Source organism: Streptomyces sp. NPDC048507, from assembly GCF_043199995.1.
Lineage (GTDB): Bacteria > Actinomycetota > Actinomycetes > Streptomycetales > Streptomycetaceae > Streptomyces.
This window is the reverse complement of record NZ_JBICWZ010000005.1, coordinates 194,941-213,432: the sequence shown is the minus strand read 5'-3', so window position 1 is coordinate 213,432 and position 18,492 is coordinate 194,941. Positions and strand designations below refer to the sequence as shown.

Annotated in this window: 14 protein-coding genes; 11 read left to right on the top strand and 3 right to left on the bottom strand. The window is 71.5% G+C overall.

Going from position 1 to position 18,492, the window contains the following annotated elements:
* Window positions 1-8: 8 nt before the first annotated feature.
* The 6 genes from ACGFXC_RS16960 (at window position 9) to serA (ending at window position 9,833) form a co-directional block, all read left to right on the top strand.
* The gene (locus tag ACGFXC_RS16960) at window positions 9-956 is read left to right on the top strand and encodes a 2-hydroxyacid dehydrogenase (protein WP_393713457.1); all 948 of its coding nucleotides are present in this window, start codon (window positions 9-11) and stop codon (window positions 954-956) included.
* Window positions 957-1,274: 318 nt separating this feature from the next.
* Window positions 1,275-4,145: a putative bifunctional diguanylate cyclase/phosphodiesterase gene (locus ACGFXC_RS16955; RefSeq protein WP_393713456.1), complete on the top strand. Its 2,871-nt coding sequence runs from the start codon at window positions 1,275-1,277 to the stop codon at window positions 4,143-4,145.
* A 228-nt stretch (window positions 4,146-4,373) separates the two neighbouring features.
* On the top strand, window positions 4,374-6,260 hold the full coding sequence (locus ACGFXC_RS16950; protein ID WP_393713454.1) for an acetolactate synthase large subunit: 1,887 nt from the start codon (window positions 4,374-4,376) through the stop codon (window positions 6,258-6,260).
* 31 nt (window positions 6,261-6,291) lie between these two features.
* Entirely contained in the window at window positions 6,292-6,816 is a 525-nt protein-coding gene (gene ilvN / locus ACGFXC_RS16945; RefSeq protein WP_351824957.1) for an acetolactate synthase small subunit, read from the top strand.
* A gap of 122 nt (window positions 6,817-6,938) precedes the next feature.
* Window positions 6,939-7,940 carry a ketol-acid reductoisomerase gene (ilvC, locus tag ACGFXC_RS16940; protein WP_393713451.1) on the top strand — a complete coding sequence of 334 codons (1,002 nt, stop codon included), beginning with the start codon at window positions 6,939-6,941 and terminating at the stop codon, window positions 7,938-7,940.
* Window positions 7,941-8,243: 303 nt separating this feature from the next.
* Window positions 8,244-9,833: a phosphoglycerate dehydrogenase gene (gene serA / locus ACGFXC_RS16935; protein ID WP_351824951.1), complete on the top strand. Its 1,590-nt coding sequence runs from the start codon at window positions 8,244-8,246 to the stop codon at window positions 9,831-9,833.
* Between the two features lie 72 nt (window positions 9,834-9,905).
* Here the strand turns inward: serA and ACGFXC_RS16930 are convergent, their stop codons facing one another.
* A complete protein-coding gene (locus tag ACGFXC_RS16930; protein WP_393713449.1) occupies window positions 9,906-11,438 on the bottom strand; it encodes an MFS transporter in 1,533 nt (510 codons plus the stop codon).
* 89 nt (window positions 11,439-11,527) lie between these two features.
* On the opposite strand from ACGFXC_RS16930, the gene ACGFXC_RS16925 reads away from it, so the two are divergent.
* Window positions 11,528-12,130: a TetR/AcrR family transcriptional regulator gene (locus ACGFXC_RS16925; protein ID WP_393713447.1), complete on the top strand. Its 603-nt coding sequence runs from the start codon at window positions 11,528-11,530 to the stop codon at window positions 12,128-12,130.
* Between the two features lie 186 nt (window positions 12,131-12,316).
* Here the strand turns inward: ACGFXC_RS16925 and ACGFXC_RS16920 are convergent, their stop codons facing one another.
* Window positions 12,317-13,522: a PucR family transcriptional regulator gene (locus ACGFXC_RS16920; protein WP_393713445.1), complete on the bottom strand. Its 1,206-nt coding sequence runs from the start codon at window positions 13,520-13,522 to the stop codon at window positions 12,317-12,319.
* A 199-nt stretch (window positions 13,523-13,721) separates the two neighbouring features.
* Here ACGFXC_RS16920 and ACGFXC_RS16915 point away from each other — a divergent pair, with 199 nt between their 5' ends.
* The 4 genes from ACGFXC_RS16915 (at window position 13,722) to ACGFXC_RS16900 (ending at window position 17,635) form a co-directional block, all read left to right on the top strand.
* A complete protein-coding gene (locus ACGFXC_RS16915) occupies window positions 13,722-14,648 on the top strand; it encodes a proline dehydrogenase family protein (protein WP_393713443.1) in 927 nt (308 codons plus the stop codon).
* 32 nt (window positions 14,649-14,680) lie between these two features.
* Window positions 14,681-16,312 (top strand): L-glutamate gamma-semialdehyde dehydrogenase, encoded by a 1,632-nt coding sequence (gene pruA, locus ACGFXC_RS16910; protein ID WP_393713441.1) that lies wholly within the window; start codon window positions 14,681-14,683, stop codon window positions 16,310-16,312.
* Between the two features lie 259 nt (window positions 16,313-16,571).
* Window positions 16,572-17,441 (top strand): hypothetical protein, encoded by an 870-nt coding sequence (locus ACGFXC_RS16905; RefSeq protein WP_393713439.1) that lies wholly within the window; start codon window positions 16,572-16,574, stop codon window positions 17,439-17,441.
* On the top strand, window positions 17,426-17,635 hold the full coding sequence (locus tag ACGFXC_RS16900) for a hypothetical protein (RefSeq protein WP_393713437.1): 210 nt from the start codon (window positions 17,426-17,428) through the stop codon (window positions 17,633-17,635). Before ACGFXC_RS16905 ends, ACGFXC_RS16900 begins: the two co-directional genes overlap by 16 nt.
* Here the strand turns inward: ACGFXC_RS16900 and ACGFXC_RS16895 are convergent.
* The gene (locus ACGFXC_RS16895) at window positions 17,632-18,333 is read right to left on the bottom strand and encodes a nitroreductase family protein (RefSeq protein ID WP_393713435.1); all 702 of its coding nucleotides are present in this window, start codon (window positions 18,331-18,333) and stop codon (window positions 17,632-17,634) included. The genes ACGFXC_RS16900 and ACGFXC_RS16895 overlap by 4 nt on opposite strands.
* Window positions 18,334-18,492 lie beyond the last annotated feature (159 nt).

Here is an 18,492-nt window from a genome sequence, read left to right as displayed (position 1 = left end):
TCGTGATCATGACTGCTGCGACCGGGGACGTCTGGCTCCCCTTCCCGGCCGAGGAGATCGAAGGTCTCCCCGGCTCCTTGCGCTACCGACGGTGGGACGGCGAGGAATCGTTCCCCGGCGACCCCGCGGACTGTGTCTTCTACGTCACCCCCTACATGAAGTCCCCGGCGGTGACGCTGCGCCCGTTCGCGCACATGCCCGCCCTGAAGGTCGTCCAGACGCTCACCGCGGGCATCGACAACGTCCTCGGAGGCCTCGACGACCTGCCCCCGGGCGTCCGGCTCTGCAACGCCCGCGGCGTCCACGAGGCGAGCACCGCCGAACTCGCCCTGACCCTCGTCCTCGCCTCCCTGCGCGGCATCCCCGGCATGGTGCGCGGCCAGGACCGCGAGGAATGGCGCGGCGGCTTCTACGACGCCCTCGCCGACCGGTCCGTCCTGATCGTCGGCTACGGATCGATCGGCGCGGCCGTCGAGGACCGGCTGCTGCCCTTCGAGACCGGGACCGTCACCCGCGTCGCCCGCTCCGCCCGCACCGCCCCGCACGGGCCGGTGCACGCCCTGGCCGAGCTGCCCCGCCTCCTGCCCGACGCGGACGTGGTGGTCCTCTGCACCCCGCTGACCGAGGAGACCCGGGGCCTCGTGGACGCCGGCTTCCTGACCCGGATGAAGGACGGCGCCCTGCTCGTGAACGTCGCGCGCGGCCCCGTCGTGGACACCGGGGCGCTGCTGGCCGAGCTGGAGACCGGGCGGCTGCGCGCCGCGCTCGACGTCACCGACCCGGAACCGCTGCCGCCGGGCCACCCGCTCTGGCACGCTCCGAACGTCCTGATCACACCCCATGTGGGCGGCAGTAGCTCGGCGTTCGAACCCCGGGCGAAGCGGCTGGTGGCCCGCCAGCTCGGCCGGTTCGCCGCCGGGGAGCCGGTGGAGAACACCGTCCTCGTCACCGGCTAGCCCCGGGCCGGACGACCGGACCGGCCCCCGGCCGGGCCGCCGACGGGCACGCAGCGCGACCACCCGAATGCGCGGGGTGTCCACAACTCCCCAGGTGGTGACGGAGAGTAGAGAAGGTATGTCGCTGAGTGACGAAAGTGGTGTATCGTCCGGAACAGGGGGCTGCGCCACGTACGTCTGGCGCTGGGGAGTGATCGGACACTTTGGGGGGCGACGGGCGATGCACGGCCAATGGACGAAGGATCCGACGCGGCAGAGCCGCCGGAGGCGACGCTGCCGGGACTGGGCTGCACCGGAACCAGCCGGCGAGGGGGACCGGTGAGCGCCCCGGGGGCGGCGCTCCTGACCCGGCCGCCCGTCGCGGGCGGCGGCAAGGGTCTGGCGGGGCAGCTCGTCCTCGCGGTGGTCAGCGGCGGGTACGCCGTCGGGGCGGCCCTCGGCTGGGGATCCGAGAAACTCGCCAACTTCATGGGCGACTTCGGCCTCAGCGCGGCCGGGTTACTCGCCGCGGTCTCCTGCTACCACTACGCGCGGACCGTGGACCGCCGCGAACGCGGCGCCTGGCTGATGTTCGCCTTCTCCTCGTTCATGGGAGCCCTCGGGAACGCCGTCTGGGGCTGGTACGAGGTGCTCCTCGGCCGGCAGGTCCCCGAGCCCTCGCTCGCCGACTTCGCCTTCCTCTGCTTCGCCCCGCCCGCCATCGTGGGCCTGCTCGTCCTCGCCAAACGCCCGGTCACCCGGGCCGGGTGGGTCTGTCTCGGACTCGACTCCTGGCTCATCGGCGGCTCGCTGCTCACCCTGTCGTGGAGCCTGGCCCTCGCCAACGCCGCGCGCACCGCCCAGTCCGGAGCCCCCGGCAGCGTCCCGCGCGCCGCCCTCTCGCTCGCGTACCCGCTCCTCGACATCGCGCTCGTCTCGATGGTCCTGGTCCTGCACTTCCGCCGCTCCGCGAACAACCGCTCCGCCGTCAACACGGCCATCGCGGCCCTCGCCCTCACCGTCCTGAGCGACGCCCTCTTCACCTCGCCGCTGCTGAACACCACCTACCGCTCGGGCGAGATCCTCGACGCGGGCTGGTTCGCCGGCTCCCTGCTGCTGGCCTACGCCCCCTGGGGCGCCCACCGGCCCGAGCCGCTCGACCGCGGCGGGCAGCGCGCCGACCGCCCGCACAGCCGCCCCATCAGCGGCTCGCTGCCCGCGCTCACCCCGTACCTCGCGGCGGCGGTCTGCACCCTCGGCATCCTCTACAACGTCGTCGACGGCCGGAAGGTCGACCGGATGGTCGTCTTCACCGGCTGCACCGTGGTCCTCGCCCTCGTCATCCGCCAGGGCATCATGCTCCTCGACAACATCGCGCTGACCCAGGAACTGGCCCAGAAGGAGAACCACTTCCGCTCCCTGGTCCAGGGCTCCAGCGACGTGATCATGATCGCCGCGCCCACCGGGACCCTGCGCTACGTGAGCCCGGCCGCCGCGGGGGTCTACGGCCGGGAGGCGGAGGAGCTCGTCGGCAGCGAGCTGGCCACCCTGATCCACCCCGACGACCTCGGCCGCGTGGTCCACGAGGTGCGCCGCTTCCTGGCCGCCCCGCCCACCGAGGAGCCCACGACCCGCATCGAATGCCGGTTCAGATCGGGCGGCGGCGAGTGGCTCAACGTGGAGTCCACCGTCAACCGCCACCAGGGCGGCCTCATCCTCAACAGCCGCGACGTGACCGAACGGGTCCGCCTCCAGGCCCAGCTCCAGCACAGCGCCGAGCACGACCCGCTGACCGACCTCCCCAACCGGGCCCTGTTCACCCGCCGGGTCCGCCAGGCGCTCACCGGCCGCCGGGCCGGGGACCACAGCAGCGCCGTGCTCTTCATCGACCTCGACGGCTTCAAGGCGGTCAACGACACCATCGGCCACCAGGCCGGCGACGAGCTGCTCGTCGAAGCCGCCCGCCGGCTGCAGGACGCCGTCCGCGCCGGGGACACCGCCGCCCGGCTCGGCGGGGACGAGTTCGCCGCGCTGATCCTCGGCGACGGCAGCCGCGACCGCAGCGCCCGCGAGTACCAGGTGCACGAGATCGCCGAGCGGCTGCGGACCACCCTCTCCCAGCCCTACCGCATCGCCGGGAGCGAGGTCCGCGTCGCCGCCAGCATCGGGGTGGCCTTCGCCGACCCCGGCATCACCCCTTCGGACCTGATGCGCAACGCCGACCTCGCGATGTACCGGGCCAAGGCGGGCGGCAAGGACCGCGTCGAGCTGTACGCCCCGCAGATGCAGGCCGAGGTCGTCCGCAAGGCCGAACTGGCGGGCCGGCTGCGCACGGCCCTGCACGAGGGCGAGTTCGCCCTGCTGCACCAGCCGGTGGTCTCGCTGGTCACCGGAGAGGTCGCGGTGGTCGTCGCCCAGGCCCGCTGGCGTTCCGCCCAGGGGATCCTCTTCACCCCCGCCGAGTTCCTCCGGGTGGCCGAACGGGGCGAGGGCGGCGGCTCGGGCGGCCCGGACGCCTCGCGCACCGCCGAACTGGGCCGCTGGCTGCTCGAAGAGGCCGTCGAGCAGGCCGCCGAACGCCACCGGGCCGGTCACGGCGTACCAGTGGCCGTACGGATGACCGCGCAGCGGCTGCTCGACCGCTCCCTGCCCAGGGGCTCGGTGGAGGCGCTGCTGGCCCGGCACGGACTGCCCTCCGGGGCGCTGGTGCTGGAGCTGGCCGCCTCCGACCCCAGAGTGCCCTTCGACGAGCTGGAGCGCCGCCTGACGGCCCTGCACCGCCTCGGGGTCCGGATCGCCCTCGACGGTTTCGGCAGCGGCTACGCGGCCATCAGCGCCCTCCGGCGGCTCCCCGTGGACCTGCTCAAACTCGACCGGGGGCTGGTCGAAGGGGTGGTCGAATCCGCCCGCCTGCACAAGATCACGGCGGGATTGTTGCGGATCGCAAATGACCTGGGCATGCAATCCGTGGCGGACGGCGTCGACCTGCCCGAGCAGGTGGCGGCGCTGCGGGCGATGGGGTGCACTCACGGCCGGGGAGCGGCCTTCTCCGGCCCGCTCGACGAATACAGGCTGCGGCGCGCGCTCGTCAGGGGTACGTTTCCAGTACCGGGCGGTACGGCCCAGCACGCCTTGGCCGCAGGCGCGTCCGGTGGCTCGATGGCCATCCGCAGAGGCTCAAATAATGAGACGCCCGTCCCACCCACTTGACATCCACCTCCCGCCGGAGGGAGGGTCAATGCCATGCGCACCCGAATTCTCGTACTTGGAAAGCGCGTCGGCTGAAGCTGGGACCGTCACGTCCCCGCTCAACGCTACCGACGCGCTCCCCTCGCTTGCCACCCGGCACGAGGGGTTTTTTGTTGCACTGGCACACGCCCCCGGCCCTGATCCGGGGGAACCCCCGCTCCTCGTAAAACCCTCAGCTTCGAGAAGAGAATGCCGATGACCGAGCAGGCCACCGGGGCCCACCATCCGCAGCCGCGGCCCCGTACGGGTGGACACCAGCCCACCGCAGTTGAGCACGTCACGGGTGCGCAGTCCCTCATCCGCTCTCTCGAAGAGGTGGGGTGCGACACCGTCTTCGGTATCCCGGGCGGCTGCATCCTCCCGGCCTACGACCCGATGATGGACAGCGAGAAGGTCCGTCACATCCTGGTCCGCCACGAGCAGGGGGCCGGCCACGCCGCCACCGGCTACGCGCAGGCCACCGGCAAGGTCGGCGTCTGCATGGCGACCTCCGGTCCCGGCGCCACCAACCTGGTGACCCCGATCGCCGACGCGCACATGGACTCCGTCCCGCTCGTCGCGATCACGGGGCAGGTCTCCTCCAAGGCGATCGGCACGGACGCCTTCCAGGAGGCGGACATCGTCGGCATCACCATGCCGATCACCAAGCACAACTTCCTGGTCACCAAGGCCGAGGACATCGCGCGGACCATCGCCGAGGCCTTCCACATCGCCGCGAGCGGCCGCCCGGGCCCGGTCCTGGTCGACATCGCCAAGGACGCCCTCCAGGCGAAGACCACCTTCTCCTGGCCGCCCGCCATGGACCTCCCGGGCTACCGGCCGGTCACCAAGCCGCACGCCAAGCAGATCCGCGAGGCCGCCAAGCTCATCTGCGCGGCCAAGCGCCCCGTCCTGTACGTCGGCGGCGGCGTCATGAAGTCCGGCGCCACGGCCGAGCTGAAGGTCCTCGCCGAGCTCACGGGCGTGCCGGTCTGTACGACGCTGATGGCGCTCGGCTCCTTCCCCGACAGCCACCCGCTGCACGTCGGCATGCCGGGCATGCACGGCTCGGTCACCGGCGTCACCGCCCTGCAGAAGTCGGACCTGCTGATCGCGCTCGGCACCCGCTTCGACGACCGCGTCACGGGCAAGCTCGACAGCTTCGCCCCCTTCGCCAAGGTCATCCACGCGGACATCGACCCGGCCGAGATCGGCAAGAACCGCGAGGTCGACGTCCCGATCGTCGGCGACGCCCGCGAGGTCATCGCCGACCTGATCCAGGCCGTCCAGGCCGAGCTCACCGACGGCAACGCCGGCGACTACACCGCCTGGTGGAAGGACCTCAGCCGCTGGCGCGAGACCTACCCGCTGGGCTACGACCTGCCCGAGGACGGCAGCCTCTCGCCGCAGCAGGTCATCGAGCGGATCGGCGCGCTGGCGCCGCACGGCACGATCTTCACCGCGGGCGTCGGCCAGCACCAGATGTGGGCCTCCCACTTCGTCAAGTACGAGGAGCCCCGCACCTGGCTGAACTCCGGCGGCGCCGGAACCATGGGCTACGCGGTCCCCGCCGCGATGGGTGCCAAGGTGGGCATGCCCGAGCGTGCGGTCTGGGCCATCGACGGCGACGGCTGCTTCCAGATGACCAATCAGGAACTGGCCACCTGTGCGCTGAACAACATCCCGATCAAGGTCGCCATCATCAACAACGGCGCCCTGGGCATGGTCCGCCAGTGGCAGACCCTGTTCTACAACCAGCGGTACTCCAACACCGTGCTGCACGCGGACGACACCGGCCACGGCACGGTGGGCTCCCAGCTCGGCGAGTCGGTCGCCCCGCGCCAGGGCACCCGCGTCCCGGACTTCGTCAAGCTGTCCGAGGCCATGGGCTGCGTCGCGCTGCGCTGCGAGGACCCGGCGGACCTGGACAAGGTCATCGCCGAGGCCAACGCGATCAACGACCGCCCCGTCGTGGTCGACTTCATCGTCCACGAGGACGCCATGGTGTGGCCGATGGTCGCCGCCGGCACCTCCAACGACGAGGTCATGGCAGCCCGGGGCGTCCGCCCCGACTTCGGCGACAACGAAGACGACTGAGCCCAGAGAGCCGAGAGAGAGAACGCCCCACATGTCCAAGCACACGCTCTCCGTCCTGGTCGAGAACACGCCCGGCATCCTCGCCCGGATCGCCGCCCTGTTCTCCCGCCGCGGGTTCAACATCGACTCCCTCGCGGTCGGCGTCACCGAGCACCCCGACATCTCCCGCATCACGATCGTCGTGAACGTCGAGGACCTCCCGCTGGAGCAGGTGACCAAGCAGCTCAACAAGCTGGTCAACGTGCTCAAGATCGTCGAGCTGGAGCCGCACAACGCCATCGAGCGCGAACTCGTTCTGGTGAAGGTCCGCGCCGACAACGAGACGCGCTCGCAGATCGTCGAGATCGTCCAGCTGTTCCGCGCCAAGACCGTCGACGTCTCCCCGGACGCCGTCACCATCGAGGCCACCGGCGGCACCGACAAGCTGGGCGCCATGCTCAAGATGCTGGAGCCGTTCGGCATCAAGGAGCTCGTGCAGTCCGGCACGATCGCCATAGGGCGTGGCGGACGGTCCATCACGGACCGCAGCCTGCGCTCGCTCGACCGCAGCGCCTGACCCCCGCCGCCGCGCCGGAAGCCCGCCCCGGTTCACCGGCTCGAATGGCGAGACCGACAAACTCAGATTCCGTTCCCCGCCGTACGGTGGGAGCAACACCAGCGCACCAAGGAGATATCCCAGTGGCCGAGCTGTTCTACGAGAACGACGCCGACCTGTCCATCATCCAGGGCCGCAAGGTCGCGGTCATCGGTTACGGCAGCCAGGGCCACGCCCACGCGCTGTCGCTCCGTGACTCCGGCGTCGACGTCGTCGTCGGCCTCAAGGAGGGCTCGAAGTCCAAGGCCAAGGCCGAGGAGCAGGGTCTGAAGGTCGTCTCCGTGTCGGAGGCCGCCGAGTGGGCGAACGTCATCATGATCCTGACGCCGGACCCGCTGCAGGCCGAGATCTACGAGGAGTCCATCAAGGACCACCTCAAGGAGGGCGACGCGCTCTTCTTCGGTCACGGCTTCAACGTCCGGTACGGCTTCATCAAGCCGCCCACCAACGTCGACGTCGCCCTGGTGGCCCCGAAGGGCCCGGGTCACCTGGTCCGCCGTCAGTACGAGGAGGGCCGCGGCGTTCCGTGCATCGCGGCCGTCGAGCAGGACTCCACCGGCAAGGCCTTCGAGCTGGCGCTGTCGTACGCGGCCGGTATCGGCGGCACCCGTGCCGGTGTCATCAAGACGACCTTCACCGAGGAGACCGAGACCGACCTGTTCGGTGAGCAGGCCGTTCTCTGTGGTGGTGCCTCCGCCCTGGTCAAGGCTGGTTTCGAGACCCTGACCGAGGCCGGTTACCAGCCGGAGATCGCCTACTTCGAGTGCCTCCACGAGCTGAAGCTCATCGTCGACCTGATGTACGAGGGCGGCCTGGAGAAGATGCGCTGGTCGGTCTCCGAGACCGCCGAGTGGGGCGACTACATCACCGGCCCGCGCGTCATCACCGACGCCACCAAGGCCGAGATGAAAAAGGTCCTCGCCGAGATCCAGAGCGGCGAGTTCGCCAACACCTGGATGGCCGAGTACAAGGCCGGCCTGCCGAAGTACAACGAGTACAAGAAGGCCGACGAGGCCCACCTGCTCGAGACCACCGGCAAGAAGCTGCGCAAGCTGATGAGCTGGGTCGACAACGACGAGAGCTGATCTCGTAGGCGGCGGGGCCGGGACGGATCGTCCCGGCCCCGCCGCGCATCACCCCATCGGCGGGGGGCAGCCGGGCGGGAGGTGGCGGGAATGTAGCCGTCCTGTAGTTCGGATTGTCCACCCCGGCCAATCCCGGACGGGTGATCCTTCCGTACAGGCGGAATTCCGGTTCGGATCCGCCACTACACTGCTCAACACAACGCGTCAGGCCCACAGTGTCGTGCGTCTTCCACGCGGCTACCCCCTCCACCGCCTGCGGCCGTCGGGACGGCCGTCCGCACTGGACTTGTGAGGATGACCCACGTGAGCTCGAAACCTGTCGTACTCATCGCCGAAGAGCTGTCGCCCGCCACGGTGGACGCGCTCGGTCCGGACTTCGAGATCCGGCACGTCAACGGTGCCGACCGCGCGGAGCTGCTGCCCGCGATCGTCGACGTCGACGCGATCCTGGTCCGCTCCGCGACCAAGGTGGACGCCGAGGCCATCGCCGCCGCCAAGAAGCTGAAGGTCGTCGCTCGCGCCGGTGTCGGCCTCGACAACGTCGACGTCTCCGCCGCCACCAAGGCCGGCGTCATGGTCGTGAACGCCCCGACCTCCAACATCGTCACCGCCGCCGAGCTCGCCTGCGGCCTGCTCGTCGCCACCGCGCGCCACATTCCGCAGGCGAACACCGCCCTGAAGAACGGCGAGTGGAAGCGGAACAAGTACACGGGCGTCGAGCTCAGCGAGAAGACCCTCGGCGTCGTCGGCCTCGGCCGCATCGGTGTCCTGGTCGCCCAGCGCATGTCGGCCTTCGGCATGAAGGTCGTCGCGTACGACCCCTACGTGCAGCCCGCGCGCGCCGCCCAGATGGGCGTCAAGATGCTGACCCTGGACGAGCTGCTGGAGGTCGCCGACTTCATCACCGTGCACCTGCCCAAGACCCCCGAGACCCTCGGTCTCATCGGGGACGAGGCCCTGCACAAGGTGAAGCCGTCGGTCCGCATCGTCAACGCCGCGCGCGGCGGGATCGTGGACGAGGCCGCGCTGTACTCGGCCATCAAGGAGGGCCGCGTCGCCGGCGCCGGTCTCGACGTCTACGCGAAGGAGCCCTGCACGGACTCCCCGCTCTTCGAGCTCGACCAGGTCGTCTGCACCCCGCACCTCGGCGCGTCCACGGACGAGGCCCAGGAGAAGGCCGGCATCTCGGTCGCCAAGTCGGTGCGTCTCGCGCTCGCCGGTGAGCTCGTCCCGGACGCGGTCAACGTCCAGGGCGGCGTCATCGCCGAGGACGTCCGTCCCGGCCTGCCGCTCGCCGAGAAGCTCGGCCGCATCTTCACCGCGCTGGCGGGCGAGGTCGCGGTCCGCCTCGATGTCGAGGTCTGCGGCGAGATCACCCAGCACGACGTCAAGGTGCTCGAACTCTCCGCGCTCAAGGGCGTCTTCGAGGACGTCGTCGACGAGACGGTCTCCTACGTCAACGCCCCGCTGTTCGCGCAGGAGCGCGGCGTCGAGGTGCGCCTGACCACCAGCTCGGAGTCCCCGGACCACCGCAACGTGGTGACCGTGCGCGGCACCCTGTCGGACGGTCAGGAGGTGTCGGTCTCGGGCACCCTGGCGGGCCCCAAGCACCTGCAGAAGATCGTGGGCGTCGGCGAGTACGACGTGGACCTGGCCCTGGCCGACCACATGATCGTGCTGCGCTACACCGACCGCCCCGGCGTGGTCGGCAAGGTCGGGCAGGTCCTCGGCGAGGCCGGTCTGAACATCGCGGGCATGCAGGTCGCCCGTGCCGAGGAGGGCGGCGAGGCGCTCGTCGTCCTCACCGTCGACGCCGAGGTTCCGGTGGACGTCCTCGCCGCCATCTCGGACGAGATCGGCGCCGCGTCGGCCCGTACGGTCAACCTCGGCTGACCCTCGCACGACGTCCGAAAGGGCCCGGGGTACCCACCCCGGGCCCTTTCGCGTACCCCCGTCGTACGGTGCTCAGCTCGCCGGAGCCGGAGCCGGAGCCGGAGCCGCGCCGGCCGGGTTGGCGGAGCCGCGGGCCAGGGCCAGGGCGAGGACCGCCGCCGCGAGCAGCAGCGCCGCCCCGCCCCAGGCCGCGTAGTGCATCCCGTGGACGAAGGCCTCCCGGGCCAGCGCCAGCAGCTGCCCGCCCGCCTCGCCGCCGGCCTGCCGCGCGGTGGCGACCGCGCCGCCCAGGGTCTCCCGGGCCGCGGGTGCGGCGCCGGTCAGGTCGGAGCGGTAGACGGCGGTGCCGAGGCTGCCCAGCAGTGCCATGCCGAGGGCGCCGCCGAACTCCTGGCCCGTCTCCAGCAGGGAGGCCGCCGTACCGGCCTTCTCGGCGGGGGCTGAGCCCAGGGCCAGTTCGGTGACCAGGCTCATCACGGTCACGATGCCGCTCGCCAGCACTCCGGCTCCGGCCAGCACCAGCCACAGGGAGTCGGTGCCCGCCAGCGAGATCAGGCCGAATCCGGCGGCTGCCAGGACGAAGCCGGCCGCGATGACGTGGGCCCGGTCGGTCTTCTGCGCCACGGCGGCGCTGACGGGCGCCGCGGCGCCGATGACGACGGAGGGGGCGAGGCTCCAGAGCGCGGCCTCCAGGGTGCCCATGCCGAGTACCGACTGCAGGTACTGGGTGGTGAAGTAGGCCGAACCCATCATGGCGAAGGCGGCGACGGTGATGAGGCCGATGCCGGCGCCGAAGCCGCGGCCCCGGAACAGTGCCCGGCTGATCATCGCGTCCTCGCGGCGGCGCTGGCGGCGGACGAAGACGTACCCGAAGGCGAGACCGACGGCGACGCAGCCCAGGGAGAGCGGCTCGAAGCCCTCGGCGGCGATCTCCTTGAGCCCGTACACGAGGGGCAGTACGGCGGCCGTGGACAGCGGGACGCTGATCAGGTCGAAGCGGCCGGGGGCCGGGTCCCTGAACTCCGGCACCAGCACCGGGACCAGGAGCAGCAGGAGCAGCATCGCGGGCACGTTGATCAGGAAGACCGACCCCCACCAGAAGTGGTTCAGCATCACTCCGCTCAGCACCGAGCCGAGGGCGATCCCGCCGGTCATGGCCCCGGACCACAGGGCGATGGCCTTGGCGCGCTGCTTCTCGTCGCGGAAGAGGTTGCGTACGAGGGCCAGGGTGGACGGCATCAGCGTCGCGCCGCCGACGCCGAGCAGGACGCGGGCCGCGATGAGCATCTCGGGGCTGGTGGCGTACGCGGCGGCGACGGAGGCGAGGCCGAAGGCGGCGGCGCCCATCAGGAGCAGCTTGCGGCGGCCGATCCGGTCGCCGAGCGAGCCCATCGTGATCAGCAGGCCGGACAGGGCGAAGCCGTAGCTGTCGAAGATCCAGAGCTGCTGGGTGGCGCTCGGGTCGAGCTCCCGGGTGATGGCCGGGATCGCGAAGTACAGGACGGAGACGTCCATCGAGACCAGGAGCAGGGGCAGCAGGAGGACGGTGAAGGCGGTCCATTCGCGTCGTCCGGCGAGGCGTGCCGTAGCGGCGGGGTTCGTCATGAGAAGGAATGTACATCCGTCATAAACGCTTGTCTATGACGAATGTATGGAACTTTCGTCTAGGACAGCTGTCTTGCTACGGTGGCGGCATGGGACATCGCGAAGATCTGCTCGAAGGCGCCAAGAAGTGCCTGGCCGAGAAGGGTTTCGTGCGCACCACCGCACGCGACATCGTCAGCGCCTCCGGCACCAACCTGGCGTCCATCGGCTACCACTACGGCTCCAAGGACGCCCTGCTCACCCAGGCGTTCATCGCCCTGATCGAGGAGTGGGGGGAGGGCGTGCACGGTGCCGGCCTCGGCGGAACGGACCGCTCCCTGGAGCGCATGCGCGCCCTGTGGGACGGGGTCCTGGGGCAGCACGAGGCGACCGCCCCCGTCTGGGCCGCCAGCATGGAGGTCGCGCTGAGCGGCGACCGGCTCCCGGAGCTGCGGTCGCTGCTCGCCGCCTCGCAGGCGGAGGGGCGCCGGGGCCTGATCTCGATGCTGACCGGGACACCGGAGGAGGAGGTCACCGAGGAGGACGAGCGCACCCTCGGCACCGTCTACCAGGCGCTGCTCAACGGCCTGATGCTCCAGTGGCTGTTCGATCCGGCGAGCGCCGCCTCGGCGCAGGAGTTCACCGAGGGGCTGCGCCGGGTGGCCGAGGGCCTGACGGGCGCCCCGGTCCCGTCCGCGCCGGAGGCGGGCTGAGCACCCGCCGCGCCCGGGGTGCCCGCCGCGCCCGCCGCGCCCGCCGTGCCGGCCGCGCCGGCCGGGCCCGCCGTGCCGGCCCGGGCCTTCTCGGAGCCGCGTGAGACGTTTCGCCGACCGGGGGCCGAGGGCGCTCCCCAGCCGCTGATCCGGGTCCACCCGTAGCGATGCGTGGACCCCGGGCCGTCAGCCGTGCAGGTGGGAGGCTTTGAGGGCCATGTGGAGCAGGAGCCGGTCCTCGCCCTCGTCCAGGTCGAGCCCCGTCAGCTGCTCCACCCGGCCCAGCCGGTAGTACAGGGTCTGGCGGTGGATGCCCAGCGCCGCCGCGGCCCGGCCCGCCTGGCCGGCGCAGTCGAGGAACACCTCGGCGGTGCGGGCCAGTTCGCGGTGGGCCGGGCCCAGCAGGGAGCGGGTGGCGGGGTCGTCCACGGGGTCGGCCGCCAGTGCGGCCAGCATCCGGTACGGCCCGATCGCCGACCACTGCGCCACCGGCCCGAAGCGCGGCTGCGCGGCGGCCGCCCGGGCGGCGGCGGTGGCCTGCGCCCAGGCCTCGGGCAGCCCGGTGAGCGCTCGGACGGGATCGGACAGCCCGGCGGTGACGCCGTGGCCCCGGCCGCCGCCGCCCGGCGCGCCCGGCGCGGGCGGGGCCGCCGGGGCGGGTGCCGGGCGGGGGAGGAGACGGGCGACCGCGGTGAGGGCCGGCGCCAGGGCGTCCGCCGAACGCAGCCGGAGCAGTACGGCGAGCACCGCCGGGCCCCCCGCCGGCCCGCCCGGGTCCCCGGGGACCACGCACACCGCCGACGCCCCCGGCACCGTCGCCGGAGCCTCCCCGCTCCACGGAGCCACGCACACGGCCGCGTGCAGTCCCTCGGCCCCCGGCCCCAGTGCCAGCCGCAGCGCCGCCACCGCCATGTCCTGCTGCCAGCCCCGGCCCGCGGTGAGCACCGCCAGGAACTCCCGGGACAGGTCGGCGCCCGCCCTGGCCTCCTCGGCGAGCAGCACCCCGATCCGCTGGGCCACCTCCATGGCCGCGTCCAGTGCCTGCGGCCCGGGGCCCGGATCCCGGTCGAGGAGCCACACGTAGCCCTGCACGATGCCCCGGTGGCGCACGGGCAGGCAGATCCGCCCCCGGAAGACCCCCGCCTCCGGGTCGGCCGGGATCCGGACGGGGGCGGTCGCGCGGGTGATCCCGTACGCCTCGAACCAGGACCGGACGGCCGCCGTCGACTGGCGGGTCAGGATCGACCGGGTGCGGACGGGGTCCATGGCGAGGTCGTCGTCGCTGTCGTGGGCGCCGAAGGCGATGAGCCGGAAATCCCGGTTCTCCAGCGTGGCGGGGGCGCCGAGCAGCGCCGAGATCTCATCGACCAGGTCCTGGTAATCGCCCTTCACGCGCCCATTCTCCCACCCCGCGGACGGCCCTTCAGACAGATGTATGAGATCGGGGACACGGATGCGTGACAGCTGTCGATGGCAGAGGATCGTGGAGATCCTTAGGTTTCACGGTGGTTTTACTTGCGTTTTCCTTACGGCCGCGGCCCACCCCGCACGCGTGCCGTAGTCCGCTTCTGCCACCCGTTGGAGGTGCCCCGTGCTGGGTCCCGTGATCCTCGCCGCCTCGCGCAGCGACAAGATGCGCCGCATCGTTTCCGCCGCTCCGGTGACCAAGCCCGTGGTGAACCGGTTCATCCCGGGTGAGACGGTCGACCAGGTCATCCCGATCGTCGGAGAACTCACGAAGGCCGGCCTGGAGGTCACCCTCGACGTCGTCGGCGAGGACATCACCGCCGTGGAGCAGTCGCACGCCGCCCGTGACGCCTACCTCGCGCTGATCGAGCGCCTCGCCGCGCTGGGCCTGGGCGAGACCGTCGAGATGTCGGTCAAGCTCTCCATGTTCGGCCAGGCCCTGGACGGCGGCCACGAGCTGGCCCTCGCCAACGTCCGCCCGGTCGTCGAGGCCGCCGCCGCCATCGGCACCACCGTCACCCTCGACGCCGAGGACCACACCACCCTCGACTCGATGTTCGCCATCCACGAGGAGCTGCGCCGGGACTTCCCGCAGACCGGCTGCGTGATCCAGGCCTACCTCTTCCGCACCGAGGCCGACGCCCGCCGCCTGGCCGCCGCCGGCAGCCGCGTGCGCATCGTGAAGGGCGCCTACAAGGAGCCCGCCGAGGTCGCGTACCAGGACAAGGCCGAGATCGACAAGGCGTACGTCCGGATCATGAAGATCCTGATGGAGGGCGACGGCTACCCGATGATCGGGTCCCACGACCCGCGCCTGATCGCCATCGGCCAGGAGCTCGCCCGGCAGGCGGGGCGCAAGCTGGACGAGTACGAGTTCCAGATGCTGTACGGCATCCGCAGCGAGGAGCACGTGCGGCTCGCCGCCGAGGGCCACCGCATGCGGGTCTACACGGCCTACGGCACCGACTGGTATGGCTACTTCATGCGCCGCCTCGCGGAGAAGCCGGCCAACCTGCTCTTCTTCCTCCGCTCGATGATCACCAAGAACTAGGCACCCCACTAGCTCAAGGAGTTACCAGCCCCATGGATGCTGTCACCCAGGTCCCCGCGCCGGTCAACGAGCCGGTCCACTCGTACGCCCCCGGCAGCCCGGAGCGCGCGCGCCTCGAGATCCAGCTGAAGCAGCTGTCCGAGAACCCCCTCGACCTCCCGATGACGATCGACGGCGCCAAGCGGATGGGCGGTGGCGAGCGCTTCGACGTCGTCCAGCCGCACGACCACAAGTCCGTCATCGGCACCTACGCCAACGCCACCGAGGCCGACGCGCGGGAAGCCGTCGACGCCGCCCTCGCCGCCGCCCCGGCGTGGCGCGCGATGTCCTTCGACGACCGCGCCGCGATCATCCTGCGCGCCGCCGAGCTGCTGTCCGGCCCGTGGCGCGAGAAGCTGGCCGCCTCGACGATGCTGGGCCAGTCGAAGACCGTCCAGCAGGCCGAGATCGACACCCCGTGCGAGCTCGTCGACTTCTGGCGCTTCAACGTCCACTTCGCCCGGCAGATCCTCGCCGAGCAGCCCGCCGCGAACTCCGCGGGCGTGTGGAACCGCAGCGACCACCGCCCGCTGGAGGGCTTCGTCTACGCGATCACGCCGTTCAACTTCACGGCCATCGCCGGCAACCTGCCGACCGCCCCGGCCCTGATGGGCAACGTGGTCGTCTGGAAGCCGTCCCCGACGCAGACCCACTCCGCGGTGCTCCTGATGGAGGTCCTGGAGGCGGCCGGCCTGCCCAAGGGCGTCATCAACCTGGTGACCGGCGACGGCATCGCCGTCTCCGAGGTGGCCCTGAACCACCCCGAGCTGGCCGGCATCCACTTCACCGGCTCGACCAAGACCTTCCAGTACCTGTGGAAGACGGTCGGCAACAACATCGAGAAGTACCGCTCCTACCCGCGCCTCGTCGGCGAGACCGGCGGCAAGGACTTCGTCGTCGCGCACCCGTCCGCCGACCGCGGCATCCTGAAGACCGCCCTGACCCGCGGCTCCTTCGAGTTCCAGGGCCAGAAGTGCTCGGCCTCCTCCCGCGCCTACGTCCCGGCCTCCATCTGGAACGACGGCTTCAAGGAGCAGTTCGCGGCCGAGGTCGACGGCATCGCCATGGGTGACGTCCGCGACCTGGGCAACTTCATCGGCGCGGTCATCGACGAGCGCTCCTTCGCGAAGAACAAGGCCGCGATCGACCGTGCGAAGGCCGACCCGACCTGCACGATCGTCGCCGGCGGCACCTACGACGACTCCGAGGGCTACTTCGTGCGCCCGACGGTCATCGAGTGCACCGACCCGGAGAACGAGGTCTTCACGACCGAGTACTTCGGCCCGATCCTCGCGATCCACGTCTACGAGGACGACAAGTACGACGAGATGCTCGCGCAGATGGAGAACGTCTCGGCGTACGCCCTGACCGGCGCCGTCATCGCGCAGGACCGCTACGCGGCCGCCGACACGATGGAGAAGCTCCGCTTCGCGGCGGGCAACTTCTACATCAACGACAAGTCGACCGGTGCCGTCGTCGGCCAGCAGCCCTTCGGCGGCGGTCGTGCCTCGGGCACGAACGACAAGGCGGGCGCCGCCTCGAACCTGCTGCGCTGGACCTCGACCCGCTCCATCAAGGAGACCCTGGTCCCGCCGACCGAGTACGGCTACCCCCACATGGGCTGACAGCCCCCAGCCGAACCCCGCCCCCGCTCCGGTACCCCCAAGTCCGGAGCGGGGGCGGTCCCGTTTCCCCTCCGGCATCCGTCGACCAGTGCTAGCGTGGGCGCAGTTGTCGGTACGGCGACCCGTCTCCTCAACCTCGGACCCCGGCGCGTCCGAGGGGAGCCAAGCTCTCTCACGAGACCCCGTACGCGCAGTACCGACCGAGGCTGTACGTCGGATCCTCACGCCACCGGGCCGGGCGGAGCGCAGGAGGACACGTATGCCCGGAACCACCCGCAACCGTGACCGTGCGGCAGAGCTGTGCAGCGAGGCCACGGGTGTGCCGTACCGGACCTCGCGGAGCTGGGCCGCCCGCGGGCTGATCACGCGGCGGTGCCCCGTTCCCGACGCCGATCACCCGGACCAGCGCGCCCTCGAAGCAGCCGTGGTCCTCCACCTCACGGGCGATCCGCTGAAGAGCGGGCTGCTGAGCATCACCCGGGTGGTCCCCGCAAGGGACGGGCTGGAAGTGTGGCTGTGCCCGGAGCGGGCACGCCAGGTCATGGCCCTGCTCCTCCCCAGGTGGGACACGGTCCTCGGCGGCCTCGGAGGGATCGTTGGGCTGCGGCCCGCACGGGAGGGCAGCGCCCTGCGCCTGCACAGCCTCGTGCACGGGGGGTCGGTCCTGATCCGGCACCCGGATCCGGCCTGGGCCGAGTCCTTCTTCGCACGGAGATCGTGTTCCGTACACATCTGGAGGGACACGCCCGAGCGGCTGCACGAGGACGAGCGGGACTGGTTGAGCGAACCTGCCGGTGACGACGCGGTGGCCGTGGCGGAACCCGACCGGGACCGGCTGTTGAGCCGGATCATCCGGCGCAGCCGGCTGCTCAGGGCTGCCGGAAGCGGGCACGCATGGTCGGGGACGTACAGCGAGGGGCGCCGCGAGCTGGCCATCGAATGGTGCTGCGCGACGGAGCCGGAGGACCTCGCCGCCCGTCTTCGGCGGAGCGGTCTGACCGTCGGCCCCGGTGGCGTCGAACGGGGGGAGGGCTGCACCCTCGCCTTCGGCGGAGCCACCGTCACCATGAGGCGGCTGCCCTGCGCATCCGGGCACCCGCGCGTGCTGCCGGCGTGCAGCACGTGCTGACGACGGCGCTCGTGCTGGCCGCCGTGCTCGCCGTGGCCAAGGTGGTGCGGGACGCCCTGATCCTGCGCCAGCTGCGGGCGGCCATGGAGGCGGCCACCGCGGAGGACCGCGTGCGCATCGCGATGGCCCTGGCCGGAGCACTCGGCGGCCGCGCGGAGGCACCGCCGGCGGCCGAGTCCTCCGGCGGCGGCTAGACCTCGACCAGGACCTGGGGGAGGGACTTGCGGATCAGGTCCGGGACCTCGCAGTCTTCGGCGGGGTAGCCGACCGGGATGACCGCGAAGGCCTTCTCGTTCTCGGGGCGGGCCAGGACGTGGGACAGGAAGCGCATCGGGCTCGGGGTGTGGATGAGGGCCGCCAGGCCCGAGAGGTGCAGGGCGGACAGGAGCATCCCGACCGCGATGCCGACCGACTCGTCTACGTAGTAGTGCTTGCGCTTCGTGCCGTCCGGGCCGAGCCAGTAGCGCTGCTGGAAGACCACGATCAGCGCCGGGGCGTCCGTGAGGTGGGTCTTCACGGCGTCGGTGCCCATGGGGCGCAGCGCCGCGAGCCACTCGTCGCCGAGGCGGCCGTCGTAGGAGATCTGCTCCTCCTGCTCGGCGGCCGCACGGATCTGCCGGCGGATCGCCGGGTCCTTGACCAGCACGAAGGTCCACGGCTGCTGGTGCGCCCCGGAGGGGGCGGTGGCCGCGCAGGCGACGGCGTCGCGGACGACCTGGTCCGGGACGGGGTCCGGGGAGAAGTGGCGTACGGTGCGCCGCTCGTCCATCCGGGTCCGCAGCTCGGCCGCGCGCGCGAGGGATTCCTGACTCGGCATGCGCGCGGGCCGGTAGGCGACGGGCCGGTAGGGCTGGCCATGGGTCGGGGTCCACTGCTGGGTTTCGGGCGACATGCGCAGATCTTCACGCGGAGGAACCCCTGAGGCCAGAGTCGCGTCCTCCGCGGCTGTCCGATGTGTACGGAAGGGGGAGCTATGACCGTGACGAACGTCGGTCGATTCGTGGACGGGGAGGGCGGTTCCGACGCCCCCGGCCCCGGTTGTCCCGGGACG